Annotated in this window: 15 protein-coding genes; 5 read left to right on the plus strand and 10 right to left on the minus strand. The window is 67.4% G+C overall.

All coding sequences use genetic code 11. The features are described from left to right. Positions 1–8 precede the first annotated feature (8 nt). Entirely contained in the window at positions 9–1,007 is a 999-nt protein-coding gene (locus IB257_RS06760; RefSeq protein WP_192492079.1) for an ornithine cyclodeaminase family protein, read from the minus strand. Continuing rightward, entirely contained in the window at positions 1,000–1,869 is an 870-nt protein-coding gene (locus tag IB257_RS06765; protein ID WP_054456179.1) for a fumarylacetoacetate hydrolase family protein, read from the minus strand. The genes IB257_RS06760 and IB257_RS06765 overlap by 8 nt, the downstream gene beginning before the upstream one ends. A 216-nt stretch (positions 1,870–2,085) precedes the next feature. Between IB257_RS06765 and IB257_RS06770 the strand changes: the two genes are divergently transcribed. The 3 genes from IB257_RS06770 (at position 2,086) to IB257_RS06780 (ending at position 5,852) form a co-directional block, all read left to right on the plus strand. Further along, positions 2,086–2,817 (plus strand): GntR family transcriptional regulator, encoded by a 732-nt coding sequence (locus IB257_RS06770; protein ID WP_088141226.1) that lies wholly within the window; start codon positions 2,086–2,088, stop codon positions 2,815–2,817. A 15-nt stretch (positions 2,818–2,832) separates the two neighbouring features. Next, positions 2,833–3,651: a hydroxyethylthiazole kinase gene (gene thiM / locus IB257_RS06775; protein WP_192492080.1), complete on the plus strand. Its 819-nt coding sequence runs from the start codon at positions 2,833–2,835 to the stop codon at positions 3,649–3,651. 116 nt (positions 3,652–3,767) lie between these two features. Continuing rightward, complete coding sequence (locus tag IB257_RS06780) at positions 3,768–5,852, plus strand: 5'-nucleotidase C-terminal domain-containing protein (protein ID WP_175162184.1); 2,085 nt, start codon at positions 3,768–3,770, stop codon at positions 5,850–5,852. Here the strand turns inward: IB257_RS06780 and IB257_RS06785 are convergent. The 5 genes from IB257_RS06785 to IB257_RS06805 are packed head-to-tail and all read right to left on the minus strand — an operon-like array spanning position 5,849 to position 11,626. Then, a complete protein-coding gene (locus IB257_RS06785) occupies positions 5,849–6,613 on the minus strand; it encodes an ABC transporter ATP-binding protein (protein ID WP_119451240.1) in 765 nt (254 codons plus the stop codon). The genes IB257_RS06780 and IB257_RS06785 overlap by 4 nt on opposite strands. Further along, positions 6,610–7,596, minus strand: coding sequence for an iron chelate uptake ABC transporter family permease subunit (locus IB257_RS06790; RefSeq protein ID WP_175181406.1), 987 nt, complete (start codon positions 7,594–7,596; stop codon positions 6,610–6,612). Before IB257_RS06790 ends, IB257_RS06785 begins: the two co-directional genes overlap by 4 nt. Beyond that, complete coding sequence (locus IB257_RS06795) at positions 7,589–8,581, minus strand: ABC transporter permease (protein WP_054456168.1); 993 nt, start codon at positions 8,579–8,581, stop codon at positions 7,589–7,591. The genes IB257_RS06790 and IB257_RS06795 overlap by 8 nt, the downstream gene beginning before the upstream one ends. Before the next feature lie 33 nt (positions 8,582–8,614). Continuing rightward, entirely contained in the window at positions 8,615–9,565 is a 951-nt protein-coding gene (locus tag IB257_RS06800; protein WP_082401124.1) for a siderophore ABC transporter substrate-binding protein, read from the minus strand. 42 nt (positions 9,566–9,607) lie between these two features. Continuing rightward, positions 9,608–11,626, minus strand: a complete 2,019-nt coding sequence (locus IB257_RS06805) for a ligand-gated channel protein (protein WP_119451239.1) — start codon at positions 11,624–11,626, stop codon at positions 9,608–9,610. Between the two features lie 212 nt (positions 11,627–11,838). On the opposite strand from IB257_RS06805, the gene IB257_RS06810 reads away from it, so the two are divergent. Together IB257_RS06810 and IB257_RS06815 are read left to right on the plus strand one after the other, a co-directional pair. After that, positions 11,839–12,552 (plus strand): response regulator transcription factor, encoded by a 714-nt coding sequence (locus IB257_RS06810; protein ID WP_192492081.1) that lies wholly within the window; start codon positions 11,839–11,841, stop codon positions 12,550–12,552. Next, entirely contained in the window at positions 12,552–13,943 is a 1,392-nt protein-coding gene (locus IB257_RS06815; protein ID WP_054456162.1) for an ATP-binding protein, read from the plus strand. The genes IB257_RS06810 and IB257_RS06815 overlap by 1 nt, the downstream gene beginning before the upstream one ends. A gap of 12 nt (positions 13,944–13,955) precedes the next feature. Here the strand turns inward: IB257_RS06815 and IB257_RS06820 are convergent, their stop codons facing one another. The 3 genes from IB257_RS06820 to IB257_RS06830 are packed head-to-tail and all read right to left on the minus strand — an operon-like array spanning position 13,956 to position 16,729. After that, complete coding sequence (locus tag IB257_RS06820) at positions 13,956–14,774, minus strand: TatD family hydrolase (protein WP_192492082.1); 819 nt, start codon at positions 14,772–14,774, stop codon at positions 13,956–13,958. 40 nt (positions 14,775–14,814) lie between these two features. Further along, positions 14,815–15,504, minus strand: coding sequence for an ABC transporter ATP-binding protein (locus tag IB257_RS06825; protein ID WP_054456159.1), 690 nt, complete (start codon positions 15,502–15,504; stop codon positions 14,815–14,817). Further along, a complete protein-coding gene (locus tag IB257_RS06830; protein ID WP_233564600.1) occupies positions 15,497–16,729 on the minus strand; it encodes a lipoprotein-releasing ABC transporter permease subunit in 1,233 nt (410 codons plus the stop codon). The genes IB257_RS06825 and IB257_RS06830 overlap by 8 nt, the downstream gene beginning before the upstream one ends. Positions 16,730–16,821: the final 92 nt, after the last annotated feature.

The raw sequence follows: 16,821 nt of genomic DNA on the forward strand, positions 1-16,821 counted from the left end.
ATTCGGTATCAGGGCTGCGCCAGCAGCAGGTTCTCGCGGGTCTGGGGCGGCAGCGCCACGCCCAGGCCGTAGTCGCGGGCGTGCTCGTACACGACGCGCGCCATCGCCAGGTCGGACAGGCCCATGCCCATGCCCTTGAAGATCGTCAGCCGCGCGCCTTGCGGGCGGCCCTCGCCGGCGGCGAGCAAGTCGCTCAGCACCGCCACGCCCTGCCACGGCGCGCCGTCCGCGCCAAAGCGTTCGCGCAGTTCACGCGAACCGCGGCGGGCGTTCTCCAGGTCGTCCACCACCACGCGGTCCGCGCGTTCGAACACGTCCTGCGCGAATTCGGCCTTGGCCGGCAGGATCGCGCCGACGGCGTTCAGGTGCCTGCAGTCGGCCAGCATGGCCGCATCCACGAAAGGCTCGACGGCGCGCGTGATCAAGGTGACGATCTCCGCGCCGGCCAGCGCCTGTTCCAGGCTGGCCGCTTCCTCGACCTCGAATCGATACTTGCCTTGCACGCTGGCGACAAAGGCGCGGCGCTTCTCGGGCGTGGGGCTGTAGACGCGCACGCGGCGCAGGTCGCGCACGGCGGCCAGCGCGGCCAATTGGGTGACGGCCTGCGGACCAGTGCCGATCAGCGCGGCACAGGCGGCGTCGGCCGGCGCCAGCGCGCGCGTGGCGACTCCGCTGATCGCCGCGGTGCGCAGCATGCCCAGCGCGCGCGCCTCGATTACGGCGCGCAGGAATCCCGACTCGGCGTCGAACAGGCTGAACAGCGAGCCTCCGCCGCTCTTGGTATGGACCCAGGTCTTGAAACCCGCGTAGCCGCCGGCGCCGGTCTGCACCGAACCCAATGCATGCATCGAGCTGCCGTCGCCCCAGGTCGCCAGCGCCTTGGGCAGGTTGCGCGCCTGTTCGCGCCCTTGCGCGACCAGCATGGCATGCAGGGCTTCGATCGCCTTGGGAATATCCAGGACCGAGACCACGTCCCGTTCCGTCAGGTACCGCAGCGCATCAGACATGCGCGTCTCCTTGTTCGTCGGCGGCGGGCTCGTCCGCCACCGTGTTGACCAGCGTCCCTATGCCGGGAATCTCGACTTCCAGCGTGTCGCCGGCGCTCATGAAGCGTGGCGGCTTGCGGCTGGAGCCCACGCCTTCAGGCGTGCCGGTAGCGATCACGTCGCCCGGCGACAGGCGGGTGAAGCTGCTGATGTAGGCGATCAGCTCGGGGATGGGGAAGATCAGGTCGGACACCTGGCCGTGCTGCATGACCTCGCCATTGAGGCGGGAAATGACTTCCAGGCCGGCCGGGTCGCCGATCTCGTCGGCGGTGACCAGGCAGGGACCCAGCGCGCCGCTGCGCTCGAAATTCTTGCCCGGCGTCACCTGCGCGTTGTGCTTCTGGAAATCGCGCACGGAGTTCTCGGCCATGCAGGTGTAGCCAGCCACGTGCGCCAGGGCGTCCTTGGCGGAGATATGGCGGCCGCCTTTGCCGATCACCACGGCCAGTTCGGCCTCGTAATCGAAGCGATCGGAGGCTTGCGGCTTCCACACCGCCTCGCCGTGGCCGACGAAGCTGTCTGCAAAGCGCGCGAACAGCGAGGGGTGCGCCGGTAGTTCGCGTCCGGCCTCGGCCACATGGCGGCCGTAGTTCAGGCCCACGCAGAGAATCTTGCGCGGCGCCACGACCGGCGGCAGCAGGCGCAGCCCGGCCAAGGGCATACAGGGCTGGCCGGCCGTCTCCGCGGCGCGCGCAATCTGTTCCACCCCTGCCTCCAGCGCCGCGACCATGTCGGGCCAGACCTGGGTCAACGCCACGACTTCGGCGCCGCGCACCACGCCCCAGGCGCTACGGCCTGCCTGAACGAAGCTGACGAGCTTCATGTTGTCTCCTGTGCTTGCGGCGGCTTATGGCATGCATTGACGGATTTCTTTGCATGCATTTGTCGCCTTAACCGCACTTGAATCGCTGTTTTTCCGAATTATTGCATGCAATTTTGATAAATCGCAAGGTCATAAAGGTTTTTTTCTTGACTATTGCATGCAATTTTGACGGTACACTGAAAGCCCTCACAGACCGGAACCAGCCCCCTCCTCTCTATGGCCGCACAAATCGATAAAGTCATTTCCGAACTCCGGGACATGGTGCTTTCGGGCGTCCTGCAACCCGGAGAACGCGTGGTCGAGTTGCAGTTTTCAGCGCGCCTGGGCGTGTCGCGCACCCCGTTGCGCATTGCCCTGACCGAGCTGGAAAAAGAGGGCCTGCTGGAACGGCTGCCTTCGCGCGGTTTCCGGGTACGGGCGTTTACGGTGGATGAAATCGGCGACGCGGTGGACGTGCGCGGCGTGCTCGAGGGCATGGCCGCCCGCCTGCTGGCCGAGCGCGGCGCCTCGCAGGACGTGCTGGACCGCCTGTCGCAAGCGGTGGAAGAAGGACGCGCGCTGCTGGCGCCCGCCCGCCGCGATCCCAATACCACGGTGGATGCGCGCGCCTGGGGGCAGATCAATCGGCGCTTTCACGAGATCCTGTGCGAAGCCGCGGGCAACCGCGCGCTCCTGTCGGCGCTGGAACACAACAACAAGACGCCCCTGGCCGGCCCGGCCGCGCTGACCCTGCCGTCCACGCCGTCGTTGCTTGAAACGCCCTTCGTGCTGCGCGCGCAGGCGGACCACGAAGACCTGCTGCGCGCCATCACGCGCCGCGAGGCCGTGCGCGCCGAAAACCTGATGCGCGAACACGCCTACCGCAGCCGCGAAAACAAGCGCGTGCTGCTGGAATCGCTGCGCGGCGCCCTGCCCGCGCAGCCCGGACTGTCGGACGTCAGCGCATAAACAGGACCCTACGGCATGCAATCCATTCCTGACCTTTCCACCCAGGCGCTGATCTCGCGCGACCTGGTCGCCGCCCTGCGCCGCGACGCGCCGCTGGTGCAGTGCCTGACCAATTTCGTTTCCATGAACACCGCGGCCAACGTGCTGCTGGCCATGGGCGCCTCGCCCGCCATGGTGCACGCGCAAGAAGAAGCGCCCGAGTTCGCGCGCGTCTGCGGCGCGGTCGTGATCAACATCGGCACCCTGTCCTCGCCCTGGCTGGACAGCATGCTGCTGACCGCCGCCTCGGCCAACGAAGCCGGCATACCTTGGGTGCTGGATCCGGTGGCGCACCACGCCACCGCATTCCGCCGCGACGCTGTGCAGCGCCTGCTGGACTTGCGGCCCGCTATCATTCGCGGCAATGCCTCGGAGATCATCGCGCTGGCCGGCGGCCAAAGCGCCAGCAAGGGCGTGGACTCGCGCGACGCGGTCTCGCAGGCGGAGCAGTCCGCGCATGCCATCGCCGCCCACCGCGGAACCGTTGTGGCAGTGACGGGCGAGACCGACTACGTCACGGACGGCACGCGCGCCGTCCGCATCGTGGGCGGCTCGCCCTTGATGCCGCGCGTCACAGCCACCGGCTGCGCGCTGACGGCGGTCGTAGGCGCCTGCGCCGCAGTATCCAGGAATGACCCGTTTTCCGCGGCCGTCGCCGCCCTGTCGTGCTTCGCCATCGCGGGGCGGCGCGCCGGCGCACAGGCGGAAGGACCCGGATCTTTCGCGTGGCGCTTCCTGGATGCGCTGGCGGCTTTGGATGCGGACGACCTCGGCGGCGAATCGCCGCTGCGCTAGGCGGGACACCGCGGCATCCGCTCATGTCACGGGCGGGTCACACACTGTCCCCAGAATTTCTTTCCTTCAAACCCGGAGGAAAGACGGTGAAGCCGAATCTAGGAAAGATCCTTGCGATGTCCGCCAGCGCCGCGCTGCTGGCGGGCCTGGCCGCCTGTGGCGGCGATGATGACGACGATGACGCGCCGCAGACGCCGCCGCAGGCGAGCGTGCCCCAGGGTTCCACGCTGGACGTGGCCATCCTCGGCACCACCGACCTGCATGCCAACGTGCTGGGCTACGACTACTACAAGCTGGCCGAGGACAAAAGCTACGGCGTGGACCGCACGGCCACGCTGATCGCCAATGCCCGCAAAGAGAACGCCAACACCCTGCTGTTCGACAACGGCGACACCATCCAGGGCACGGCCCTGTCCGATTACCAGGCGCTGGTGGCGCCGGTGCAATGCAGCGACATGCTGGCGATTTACAAGCAGATGAAGCTGCTGGCCTATGACGCGGCCACGCTGGGCAACCACGAGTTCAACTACGGCCTGCCCTTCCTGTCGCAAGTCACGAATACGGACTTCGGGCTGGCCGGCATCGGCAAGGGCACGGCGCAGACCAATTCCGCCGGCGCCAAGGACTGCGCGGCGCCGGGCTTTCCCTTCGTCTCCGCCAACGTGGTGTCCGCCGCCAGCAAACAGCCCATCTTCAAGCCCTGGGTCCTGCTGAACAAGACCTTCAAGGCCACCGACCCCAACGGCAAGCAGATCGAGGTCGCGCTGAAAGTCGGCGTGATCGGCTTTGCGCCCCCGCCCATCCTGCAATGGGACAAGGCCAATCTGGAAGGCCACGTGGAAGTCGCCGGCTGGAAGGAATCGGCGCAGCGCTACGTGCCGGAAATGCGCGCGGCCGGCGCGGACCTGGTGGTGGCATTGGCGCATGGCGGCATCGACATGCTCACCGAGTACAGCCCGGCCATGGAGAACGGCGCCGGCTACCTGAGCCAGGTGGCCGGTATCGATGCGTTGATCACCGGCCACCAGCACCTGCTGTTCCCCGACACCAATGCCAAGTCGCAATTCGCGGGCCAGCCCGGCATAAATCTGGAGAAAGGCCTGATCAACGGCGTGCCGGCGGTGCAGGCCGGCCAATGGGGCAACAACCTCGGCCAGATCACGCTCAAGCTTGCCTATGACAAAGGCTGGCAGGTGCAGAAGGACGCCACGCGCGTGCAGCGCATCTCCACGCGCCTGACCGCGCAGAACGGCGCCACGCCCGCGACCTACGTCGAACCCGATGCCGCCGTGCAACAGCTGGTGCAGGCTGAACACGCCGCCACCATTTCCTATGTCAAAACGCCCATCGGCCAAAGCCGGTTCGACATGGCGACCTATTACGCGCTGGCGGGCGACGTGTCGGCGCTGCAGATCGTCAACATGGCGCAGATCGATTATCTGACGGACTACATCGCCAAGAACAAGCCGTCATACGCCGCCCTGCCCATCCTGTCGGCGGCTGCGCCCTTCAAGGGCGGACGCAACGGTCCGGGCGACTTCACCTACGTAAAGCAGGGCAACATCGCCATCAATAACGCCGCCGATCTCTACCTGTACCCGAACACCTTGCAAGTGGTGCGGGTCAGCGGCGACATCGTGCGCCAGTGGCTGGAGAAGACTGCCGAGCAGTTCAGGCAGATCGACCCGGGCCAGGTCGCGCCGCAGGACCTGATCGACACGGGCTTCCCGACCTTCAACTTCGACGTGCTGTATGCCGCGGGCAATGCCCTGCGGTATGAAATCGACGTCACCCGCCCCAAGGGCTCGCGCATCACGAAGTTGACGTACCAGGGCGCGCCGCTAGACCCCGCCGCGCAGTTCCTGGTGGTCACGAACAACTACCGCGCCAGCGGCGGCGGCGACTTCCCCGGCCTGGCCGGCGGCAAGGGAGACATCGTGCTGCAAGCCCCGGACGCCAGCCGCGACGTGCTGATCAGCTACATCAGGAAGCACCCGGACCTGGATCTGGCGACCTACGGCCTGGACCGCAGCTGGCGCTTTGCGCGGGTGGGCGCCCTGGCCGGCCCGGTGGTGTTTTCGTCGGTGCCGGGCACCCTGGCCATGGCCGCGGCGCATGGCGTGGACAACGTCACGGTGCACGACGCCACGCCCGACTCCGTGACCCAGTTGTCGCGCTACGCGGTGGACCTCAGCCGCTAAGGCTGGCGGTAGTAGACGCAGATGCGCCGGCCGCCGATCTCGTGCACCTCGATCGGCAGCTCGTAAAGTTCGCTCAGGACCTCCGGCCGGACCAGTTCGGCCGGAGTCCCCTGATGCGCGATGCGCCCCGCCCGCATCGCCACGATGCGGTCCGCGTATGTGGACGCGAAGTTGATGTCGTGCAGCACCAGCACCACCGTCTTGCCCAGCTCGTCCGCCGCGCGCCGCAAGGTGCCCATCATGGCGACGGCGTGCTTCATGTCCAGGCTGTTCAGGGGTTCGTCCAGCAGGACGTAGCGCGTGTCCTGGCACAGCACCATCGCCACGAAGGCGCGCTGGCGCTGCCCGCCCGACATCTCGTCCAGGTAGCGGTCGGCCAGCGGCTCCAGGTTCAGGTAGGCGATGGCGCGGTCGATGTGGGCCTTGTCGTCCAGCGTCAGGCGGCCGCCCGTGTGCGGATAGCGGCCGAACGCGACCAGGTCCCTCGCCGTCAGCCGCAGCGGCAAGTGATTATCCTGCCGCAGGATGGCCAGGCGGCGGGCCAGTTCGCGGCTGTCGGCCCGGGTCACGTCCAGCCCCTCGACCAGCACGCGGCCCGCCGACATCGGCAGCAGCCGGCTGACCATGGACAGCAGCGTGGACTTGCCCGCGCCATTGGGACCGATGATGGCCGTCACGCCCCCCGCGGGCAGCGACAGGCTGACGTCGTCGACCACCACGCTGTCGCCGTACTGCTTGCTGACTTGCTGGATCTCTATCATCGGCGCCCCCTGCGCAGGATCAGGACGAGGAACATCAGCCCGCCCAGGAATTCGATCACCACGCTGACGGTGGTATTCAGGCCCAGCACGCGTTCAAGCAGCGTCTGGCCGCCCACCAGGAAGATCACGCTCAGCAGCACGGCCGCTGGAACCGTGTGGCGGTGCCGGTCGGACCCCATGGCCTGATAGGCCAGGTTGCTGACCAGCAGGCCGAAAAATGTCACCGGCCCCACCAGCGCGGTGGACACCGACACCAGCACCGCGATGGCGGCCAGCGTCAGCATCAGCGTGCGGCGATAGTCCACGCCCAGGTTCACCGCAATGTCGCGGCCCAGCGCCAGCACGTCGTAGCGCCGCCGCATGCGCCACACCAGCAGCGACGCCGCGCACACCGCGGCCAGCGCGATCGGCAGCAAACCCACGCGCACGGTATTGAAGCTGGCGAACATGCGGTCCTGCAACACCAGGAATTCATTGGGGTCGATCAGCCGCACCACGAAGTTGGACAGGCTGCGAAACAACAGGCCGAAGATGATGCCCACCAGCATCATCAGGTGCAGGCTGCGCACCGCGTCCGAAAACAGCCAGCGGAACAGCAGGCAGGCGAACGCCGTCATGGCGCCGACCTCCAGCAGGAAGGCGGCCACCGGATGGCTGGCGGCCGTGGCCGCCTGGCCGAAGCCGAACACCACCACGGCCTGTATCAGCAGGTACAGGGCGTCAAAGCCCATGATGGCCGGCGTCAGGATGCGGTTGTGGGTGATCGTCTGGAACAGCACCGACGACACCGCCACGGCATAGGCCACCAGCAGCATCGCCGCCAGCTTGGCGCCGCGGAACGGAATCACGAAGGACCACTGGCCGTTGGCGCCCAGCGTCATGAAGGCGATGGCGCAGATCAGCGCAAGAGCGCCCAGCAGCCACAGACGCCAGGTTTGCGGCGCACGGACCGGCGCCGGCGCGGAGATGGCGAGTTCAGCCAAGCCGGTTCCTCCGCGTGCGCAACAGCCACAGGAACAGGATGCTGCCCAGCACGCCGACCACCGTGCCGATGGGAATCTCGTAGGGATGGATCACCAGCCTGCCGATGACGTCGCAGGCCAGCACGAACACGCCGCCCAGCACCGCCACCCAGGGAATGGAGCGACGCATGTTGTCGCCCAGCACCAGGCTGACGGCGTTGGGCACGATCAGGCCCAGAAAGGGTATGCCGCCCGCCGTCACCACCACCACGGCCGAAATCGCCGACACGATCAGCAGTCCGGCCAGCGTCAGCCGCGCATGGTTCAAGCCCAGGTTGGCGGCGAACTCGCGGCCCATGCCGGCCACGGTGTAGCGATCGGCCGCCGCGTAAGCCGCGCAGGCCAGGCCGAAGCCTATCCATAGCAGTTCATAACGTCCCCGCAGCACGCCGGAAAAATCGCCCGTGGTCCAGGCGTGCAGCGACTGCAGCAGGTCGTAGCGGTAGGCGACGAAGGTGGTGGCGGCGTGGATCACCCCGCCCAGGATCAGGCCGATCAGCGGCACGATGAAGGGCGTGCGCAGCGGCACGCGCTTGAGCAGCGCCAGGAACAGCAGGGTGCCCGCCAGCGCAAAGCCCGTGGCCGTCAGCATCTTGCCGATCACGGGCGTATCCGGCGCCAGCAGCGTGACCACGAGTATGCCCAGTGTGGCGGACTCCACGGTGCCGGCCGTGGTGGGTTCGACGTAGCGGTTGCGCACCAGCATCTGCATGATGAGCCCCGCCACCGCCAGCGACATGCCGGCCAGCAGCAAGGCCAGCGTGCGGGGAATGCGGCTGACCATCAGCAGGCGCCAGGCGCGCTCGGCCTCGTCGCCATTGCCCCACAGCGCGGACAGGCTGAGCTGCCCCGCGCCCAGGCTGACGCTGGCCGCGCACAGGGCCAGCAGCAAGCCCACTGCCGCCGCCAGCCCGCCCCAACCGCCTATCGACTGCCGCCAACTCACCCGCGATTACTCCCGCCGCTCACGCATCAGGCTTTACTTGCCCGCGGCCAGCGCGGCCGCGATCTCGTCCACGTTCTGCTGCATGGCGGTCAGGCCCGCGCTGCCCAGCAGGTACCAGTTGTAGCCGTTCAGGTAAACCACGCGCTTGTTCTTCCAGGCCTTGGTCGGACGCACCAGCTCGTTGTCCAGCATGCGCTGGGCCGACACGCCTTCACGGCCGATGGCGGCGTCGCGGTCGATCACGAACAGCCAGTCGGGGTCGGTCTGGGCGATGAACTCGAACGAGATCGCCTGGCCGTGGTTCGACACGCTCAGCCCCGTCGTCGCCGGCTTGATGCCGAAGGCGTCGTGGATCACGCCGAAGCGCGAACCCGGACCGTAGGCGCTCATCTTGCCGCCAGTGGTCAGCACGATCAGCGCGGTGCCGGCGTTGGCCGCCTTGCCGTTCAGGTCCGCGATCGAAGCGCGCAGGGCGTCGAGCTTGGTCTTGGCGACATCCTGCTTGCCGTAGATGGCGGCCAGCGTTTCGGTGTTGCGCGTCACGCTGCCGACCAGGTCCTTCGCATTGACCGTCAGGTCCACGGTGGGCGCCAGTTTGGCGAGCTCGTCGTACTTTGGCGCGGAGCGGCCCGCGACGAAGATGAGTTGCGGCGCGGCGGCGTGGATCACCTCGTAGTTGGGCTCGAACATCGACCCCACCTTCAGGTAGCGCTGATCGGCATACTGGCTGAGCTGCGGCGGCCACTTGGCCACCGTCGGCACGCCCGCCACGTTTACGTCCAGCGCATGCAGGGTGTCCAGCACGGCCAGGTCCATCACCACTGTCTTCGCCGGGTTGGCCGGCACGGCGGTTTCGCCGCGCGCGTGCTTCACCGGCACCGTCGCCTGCGCGGCGCATACCGCCGTGGCGGCGCCCAGGACCAGCGCGGCCCCGGCCTGCATCGCCCAACGCCGGACGCGGCCTGCCTGCATTTGCTTCTTCATGCGTACCTCTTCATGTTGCGGGCGCCAGGCGCCCTTTCAAACTCAGAACTTGACGCCCACGCCCAGCCAGTAGCGGCGGCCGTCCTCGACGTAACCGTAGTCGTCGTACGTGACCTGCTTGTCGAACAGGTTGTAGATGCCGGCGTACACCGCCACCGTCTTGTTCACCTGGTACGAACCGCCCAGGTCCACGAACGTGTAGGAAGGCGCGACCACCGACGAGGACGAGGGGCCGGTGATGGGCTGGCTTTCCTTGCCGCGGTAGTTCAGGCGCGCCCATGCCTGCAGCGCGTCCGAGGCCTGCCAGTTCACCGTGGTGGTGAACAGGTGCTTGGGCAGCTGGTTCAGCGGCTGGCCCTTGTACTGGCCCGACTTCTGCTCCGACTTGGTGAAGGTGTAGCTGCTGGTCAGGGACCAGTCGCGCGACAGCGGCAGCTTCAGGTTGGCTTCCACGCCGCGCGAATTGGCCTTGTCCACGTTCATGTAGGTGGTCGGGTCCGAACCGAACTGGTTCGGGCCGTCCGTGCACTGGGTCGCCGGGCAAGCCACGCGGGTGATCTTGTCCTTGAAGTCGTTGTTGAAGATCGTCAGGCCGGCGTTGAAGCCTTCGCCGTCGTCATACAGGATGCCGATTTCCTCGGTCACCGACTTCTCGGGCGTCAGGTCCGGGTTGCCGTACATATTGCCGCCGCGGCTGACCTGGCCCCAGCCCGCCACCGTCTGGCGCAGGTCGGGCGCGCGGAAACCGGTGGACACGCCGCCCTTCAGGGTCCAGCGGTCGGCCATGTGCCAGACGCCGTACAGGCGCGGGCTGAAGTGCGTGCCGAAGTTCTCGTCTTCGTCCATGCGCAGGCCGGTGGTGACGGCGAAGGTCTCGGTCAGGCGCCATTCGTCTTCGGCGAACAAGGCCCACTGGTAGCGGTCCACCTTGCTGGGGCCGTTGGCCAGCTGGTTGCCGGTCTGGTCATTCAGGCGCTGGCTCAGGTAGCTGCCGCCCAGGGTCAGCATGTGCGAACCCAGGGGCAAGGTCCAGCTCGTCTGGATGTCCAGGTTCTTGATCTTCATCTGGCGCGAGCGGTTGTCGAACTCTTCCTGCTGCACATAGCTGTCCGACACGCCCCAGCCCCAGCGTCCGGTATGCGACAGCGCCCACTTGTTGCTGCGGTAGTCGGTATCGGACGAGGCCGGGCAACCATTGCGCCCGCAAGCCTGGCCGGGCGGCAGCGGCTCGACCGTCTTGCCCAGCGTTTCGTGCAGCTTCTGGCGCATGGTGGTCGCTTCCAGCACGATGTCGTGGTCGCGGTTGGGCGTCAGCGCCAGCTTGGCCGTGACGCTTTCCGAGTTGCGCTTGCGGAAGCCGTCGACGATGTCGTCTTCGTCGCGCTGCGTGGCCTGGCCGTAGATCTGCAGGCCCAGCAGGTCCGTCTTGATCGGGCCGGACAGGTAGAAGTTGCCCTGGTAGATGTCGCCCGACTTGTTGCTTTCCTGGATGGTGGTGTCCAGGCGGATCTCGCCGCCCCACTCCGAAGGCACCTTGCGCGTGATGATGTTGATCACCCCGCCCATGGCGTCCGAGCCGTACAGCGAGGACATGGGGCCGCGCACCACCTCGATGCGCTCGATGGCGGAAAGCGGCGGGGTCCAGCCGCCTTCGACGCCCGTGGAGTCCGAGTTGGTGCGGGTCTCGCGCGAGTTCTGGCGCTTGCCGTCGATCAGGATCAGCGTGTACTTGGGGCCCATGCCACGCAGGCTGATGTCCTGGCGATCGCCGCCGCCGGTGACGATCACGCCTGGCACGTCCACCAGCGCGTCGTTGATGTCGCGGTAGAACTTCTTGTCCAGGTCCTCGCGGGTGATCACGCTGATCGATGCCGGCGCATCCTGGATCTGCTGTTCATAACCCGAGGCCGTCACCACCACGGTATCCAGCGTCTTTGCGGTGTCGGCGCTCTGCGCCCACGCGGGCTGCGCCACGCCGAAACCCGCTGCGCACAGGGCTGCCGCCAACTGCGTGCGCGAACCCGGACCGCGCCGGCCGGCGACCAATTCTTTGCTGCTCATGATTCCAGTTTCTCCCGTCCCAGGCCCGCGCCCCACCCCGCGTGCGGCGTCCGTCCTGCCCCGTATTTATTAATGAAAACCATTCTCATATTAGAATTGGACCTGCCGGGAGCCAGCAACACGCTTTCCGCAACTTTTATCTTCTTTGAACTTCTTGACACTCCGGCCCGCGGCCATAAGCCAAACTGCCGGATGCAGAACCGACGACACGCATGCCTTTTTCCCACGCACCGGCGACTCGCCGCATCCTGCTGATTGACGACGATGTCGAGCTTGCGCAGATGCTGCGCGAGTACCTGGAACCCGGTCACTGCCAGCTCACCCTGGCGCATAGCGGCACGCAGGGCCTGGCCCTGTTGGCTCAGGACGACTACGACCTGGTGCTGCTGGACCTGATGCTGCCCGACGGCAACGGGCTGGATCTGCTGAAGCAATACCGCCAGCGCTCGCGCCGGCCGGTCATCATGTTCACCGCCCACGGCGGCGAGACGGACCGCGTGCTGGGCCTGGAGTTCGGCGCCGACGATTACCTGGCCAAGCCCTTCAGTCCGCGCGAACTCAAGGCCCGCATCACGGCCGTGCTGCGCCGTTTCGAGGAAGTGCCGGACACGGTCCGCCCCGCCCTGGCGCTGGGCGCAGTGTCGCTGGACGCCGCCACCGGCGTGCTGCGGATGGGCGATAGCGAAATCCCGCTGACCGGCGCCGAACAGCGCATCCTGGAAATCCTCATGCGCACGCCCGGCCAAGTGGTCGCGCGCGACCAGATCGGCCTGTACGCGCTGGGCCGCAAGCCGGACCGCTACGACCGCAGCATCGACACCCACATCAGCTCGCTGCGCAAGAAGCTGCGCAGCGACGGCGGCGCCGAGACCTTGGCGATCCGCAACCTGCGCGGCCTGGGTTACGTGCTGGCGGGCGCTGACTGATGGCCTGGCTGCCCACCCGCTCGCTATTCGGACGCGCCTTCCTGACCTTCTGGGGTGCGATGGCCGTCATCCTGGTCTGCGGCATGGTGCTGACGGCCGCGGTCGCCTGGTACCGCTTCAATTCCCTGGATGGCCTGAATCCCGGCAATCTCACGCGCGATGCTGCGCAGATCGCCCGCAGCGAGGGCGTGGATGGCCTGGAACGCTGGGTCGAAGCCATGGACCGGCGCTACTCGGCGCTGAAGATCTACGTCATGGACGCCCAGGACAAGGACATCCTGGGCCGGCGGCTGCCCGCCCGCATGGAAGACTGGCTGAGCGATTTCCGCGCCGGGCCGGACCGTTCGCCGAAAGCCGACTACCTTCCCGCCGACCCCACCGGCGAGCGCGTTTCCTGGTGGGAACCGCAAAAGCTGGTCTTGCCCGATGGTTCGCAACTGCTGCTGCTGTTCCTGCCGTTCGATTCATCGCATTGGGAAGTGCTGGCCCTGTCGCCCGTGGCGCTGGCCCTGGTGCTGTTCGCGCTGGCGGTGACCGCACCGTTCTGCTGGGCCCTGAGCCGCCACGTGACGGCGCCCTTGGCGCAGTTGCGCCAGACCACGCATGCCCTGTCCGCGGGGCGGCTGGATGCGCACACGCCCGCCAAGCTGGCCCGCCGCAAGGACGAACTGGGCCAGCTTGCGCGCGACTTCGACGCCATGGCCGACCGGCTGAAGGCGCTGGTCGACACGCGCGAACAACTGCTGCACAACATCGCACACGAACTGCGTTCGCCGCTTGCACGGCTGCGGCTGGCGGCGGAGCTCGCGCGGCGCAAGGACGAGCGCCAGGATCTGCAGCTGGACCGCATCGAACTCGAATGCGAACGCCTGGACGCGCTGGTCGGCAACACCTTGCGGCTGGCGCGCCTGGGCGCCCTGCCCGTGCCTACTGACACCCTGGACCTGGCCGAACTCGTGTCGGACGTCGTCGAGGATGCACGCTTTGAGGCTGGCGGCCGGCAGATCCGCATAGAGTGGAGCCAACATGCGCCCGTGCCCCTGGTCGGCGACCGTTGCAGCCTGGCCAGCGCCATCGAGAACGTACTGCGCAACGCCCTGCGCTTTGCGCCCGCGCACAGCGCGATCCGCGTGCGCCTGCTGTCGAACGCGCACGAAGCCTGCCTGGAGATCGAGGATCATGGGCCCGGCGTGGCCGCCGAAGAGCTGCAATCGCTGTTCGAGCCCTTCTATCGCACCGCCTCGGGCGCGCGCAAGCCGGGCAGCGGCGCCGGACTGGGCCTGTCGATTGCCCAGGCCGCCGTGGCCGCGCACAAGGGCAGGATGTCGGCCCGCAATATTTCGCCACAGGGGCTGAGCGTGCGGCTGGAACTGCCGCGCCTGAACGGCTGAAGCCAGGGTCGATCAGTCGGCGTCGGCCAGGATCGCGGCCGGCAGCCGCGGCAATACACGCATGGCGTTGGCGGTGGTGGCATGGGCCACCTGCGCCGGCGTGATGCCACGCAATTCCGCCAACGTGGCCGCGATGCGGACCAGTTCGGCAGGCGCATTGCGCCGCTGCGGCGGATGCAGCCAGGCCGGAGGGATGTCCGGCGCATCGGTTTCCAGCACCAGGTGCGCCAGGTCCACGTCCACCGCATGGCGGCGTATCTGCAAGGCGCGCTCATAGGTCATGGCGCCGCCCAGGCCCAGCGCGAATCCCTGGTCTATGAATGCCTGCGCCTGCTGCGCGCTGCCGTTGAAGGCGTGCGCAATGCCGCCGATGCGCGGATGGCGGCGCAGGTACTTCAAGAGGATGTCCTGCGACTTGCGCACGTGCAGCAGCACCGGCAGGCCGAACTCGGCAGCCAGCGCCAGTTGCGCGGCGTAGAAGCGCTCCTGGCGCTCGCGCGGTTCGCCGGAGGCTATTTCGGGAACGAAGAAATCCAGGCCGATCTCGCCGATGGCGACGAAGCGAGGATCGCCCAGCGCATCCTTGACGGCAGCGCGCAGCGCTTCCAGATCGGCGTCGCTGGCGCGCTGGACGTATAGCGGATGGATGCCCAGCGCATAGGCGCCGCCGGCCGTCTTGCCGGCCAGCTCGCGCACCGCGGAAAAATTGGCGCGTTCGACCGCTGGAATCACAATGGACTGCACGCCTGCCTGGCAGGCGCCGTCGGCGACTTGCTCGCGGTCGGCGTCGAACTCGGCGGCATCCAGGTGGCAATGGGTATCGATCAGCATGGGCGCGACCTCCTTGCCCGGATTATCCCCCCGGCGCGCCTTAACCCGAAACCAGGCGGCCGTTTTCCATGAGCAGCTGGCGGTCGGCGCGGGCGGCCAGTTCCGGGTCGTGCGTGACGATGGCGAACGCCGTGCCGGACTCCTGGTTCACCCGCGTCAGCAGTTCGAACATATTGTGCGCCGTGTGGCGGTCCAGGTTGCCGGTGGGCTCGTCGGCCAGCACGCAGACGGGCCGCGTAACCAGGGCGCGCGCCAGCGCCACGCGCTGCCGTTCGCCGCCGGACAGCTGGCCCGGGAAGTGACCTTCGCGCGCGGCCAGGCCCACCATGCCCAGGACCTCGTGCGCGGCTTGCCGCGCCTTGTCGCGGTTCTCGCGGCGCACGATCAGCGGCATCGCCACGTTGTCCAGCGCCGAGAACTCCGGCAGCAGGTGGTGGAACTGGTAGACGAAACCCAGGCTGCGGTTGCGCACGGCGCTCTTGCGAGCCTCGGACAGCCCGACGGCAAGCTGGCCGTCCACCGACACCGAGCCGCTGGTGGGCACGTCCAGCAGGCCCAGGATATGCAGCAGCGTGCTCTTGCCGGAGCCGGAGGCGCCGACGATGGCGACCATTTCGCCGCGCGCCACGGTCAGGCTGACGTTGCTCAGCACTTCGATGCGCGCAGGGCCTTCGTCGTAGACCTTGACGATGTTGTCGGCCTGCAGCGCGGGAGTCAGCATGTCAGTCATGGCGCAGCACCTGTGCGGGTTGCAGGCGCGAGGCGCGCCAGCTGGGGTACAGGGTCGCCAGCAGCGACAGCACCAGGGAGGTCACGCCGATGGTGACGATGTCGCCCATCTGCGGATCCGACGGCAAGGCGCTGATGAAATAGATTTCGCGCGGCAGGAAATGCACGCCCAGCAGACCTTCGATGAACGGCACGATCACGTCCACGTTATAGGCAATGAGGATGCCGCCCGCGACCCCCAGCAGCGTGCCGATCACGCCGATCAGCGCCCCTTGCACCAGGAAGATGCGGGCGATTTCTCGCGGTCCCGCGCCCAGCGTGCGCAGGATGGCGATGTCGGACTGCTTGTCCTTCACGGCCATGACCAGGGACGACAGCAGGTTGAACGCGGCCACGGCCACGATCAGCGCCAGGATCAGGAACATCATGCGCTTTTCGGTCTTCACCGCCGCGAACCAGGTGCGGTTGTTGCGCGACCAGTCGCTGGCCATCATGTAGGGCGGCAGCACCTTCTGCAATTCGGCCGCCACTTCCGGCGCGCGCTGCATGTCGGCGATGCGCAGGCGCACGCCGGCGGTGCCGCTGTCGCGGAACACGCGGGCGGCGTCCTCGTCGTCGACGAAGGCCAGCGAAGAATCGTATTCGTAGTGGCCGGACGAGAACACGCCCACCACGGTGAACTGGCGCATGCGCGGCGTGAAGCCCGCCGGGCTGATCGAGCCTTGCGGCGCCATCATCAGGAGCGTGTCGCCCAGCTTGACGCCCATGCCGTCGGCCAGTTCATTGCCCAGCACCACGCCGAAGCTGCCAGGCTTGAGGTCGGCGAGCTTGCCCGACACCATCTGGCGCGGCAGGTCCGACACATTGCCTTCGGTCTGCGGATCGATGCCGCGCACCTGCACGCCGCGCAAGGCCTGCCCGCGCACCAGCATGCCCTGCGCCGCCACGAACGGAGCGCCGGCCTTGACGGCGGGATTCTTCTCGGCGGCGGAAGCGAACTCCTGCCATCTCTCCAGCACCCGCTCCGGCGCCGCGCCGGGGATGTAGAGTTCGATGTGCGGCAGCACCGACAGCATGCGGTCGCGCACTTCCTTCTGGAAGCCGTTCATCACGGACAGCACGACGATCAGGGCGGCAACGCCCAGCGCAATGCCCGCCATGGAACTGGCGGCGATGAAGGAGATGAAGCGATCGCGGCGGCCGCGTCGCTGGCGGATTCGGGCCAACCCGGCATAGCGGGCGCCTATCCATAGTTCGTAGGGTATTTTCAGCACGAGCGCATTATGGCATTAACCGCCTGGATTCCGCCCCGCGGATG

It is taken from the genome of Achromobacter sp. ACM03 (genome assembly GCF_014851665.1).
GTDB classification, from domain to species: domain Bacteria; phylum Pseudomonadota; class Gammaproteobacteria; order Burkholderiales; family Burkholderiaceae_B; genus Achromobacter; species Achromobacter aegrifaciens.

Bases quoted from the DNA above. Each gene is read 5' to 3' on its own strand.
- IB257_RS06760 (WP_192492079.1), bottom strand. From the start codon at position 1,007: ATGTCTGATGCGCTGCGGTACCTGACGGAACGGGACGTGGTCTCGGTC.
- IB257_RS06765 (WP_054456179.1), bottom strand. From the start codon at position 1,869: ATGAAGCTCGTCAGCTTCGTTCAGGCAGGCCGTAGCGCCTGGGGCGTG.
- IB257_RS06770 (WP_088141226.1), top strand. From the start codon at position 2,086: ATGGCCGCACAAATCGATAAAGTCATTTCCGAACTCCGGGACATGGTG.
- thiM (WP_192492080.1), top strand. From the start codon at position 2,833: ATGCAATCCATTCCTGACCTTTCCACCCAGGCGCTGATCTCGCGCGAC.
- IB257_RS06780 (WP_175162184.1), top strand. From the start codon at position 3,768: ATGTCCGCCAGCGCCGCGCTGCTGGCGGGCCTGGCCGCCTGTGGCGGC.
- IB257_RS06785 (WP_119451240.1), bottom strand. From the start codon at position 6,613: ATGATAGAGATCCAGCAAGTCAGCAAGCAGTACGGCGACAGCGTGGTG.
- IB257_RS06800 (WP_082401124.1), bottom strand. From the start codon at position 9,565: ATGAAGAAGCAAATGCAGGCAGGCCGCGTCCGGCGTTGGGCGATGCAG.
- IB257_RS06805 (WP_119451239.1), bottom strand. From the start codon at position 11,626: ATGAGCAGCAAAGAATTGGTCGCCGGCCGGCGCGGTCCGGGTTCGCGC.
- IB257_RS06810 (WP_192492081.1), top strand. From the start codon at position 11,839: ATGCCTTTTTCCCACGCACCGGCGACTCGCCGCATCCTGCTGATTGAC.
- IB257_RS06815 (WP_054456162.1), top strand. From the start codon at position 12,552: ATGGCCTGGCTGCCCACCCGCTCGCTATTCGGACGCGCCTTCCTGACC.
- IB257_RS06820 (WP_192492082.1), bottom strand. From the start codon at position 14,774: ATGCTGATCGATACCCATTGCCACCTGGATGCCGCCGAGTTCGACGCC.
- IB257_RS06825 (WP_054456159.1), bottom strand. From the start codon at position 15,504: ATGACTGACATGCTGACTCCCGCGCTGCAGGCCGACAACATCGTCAAG.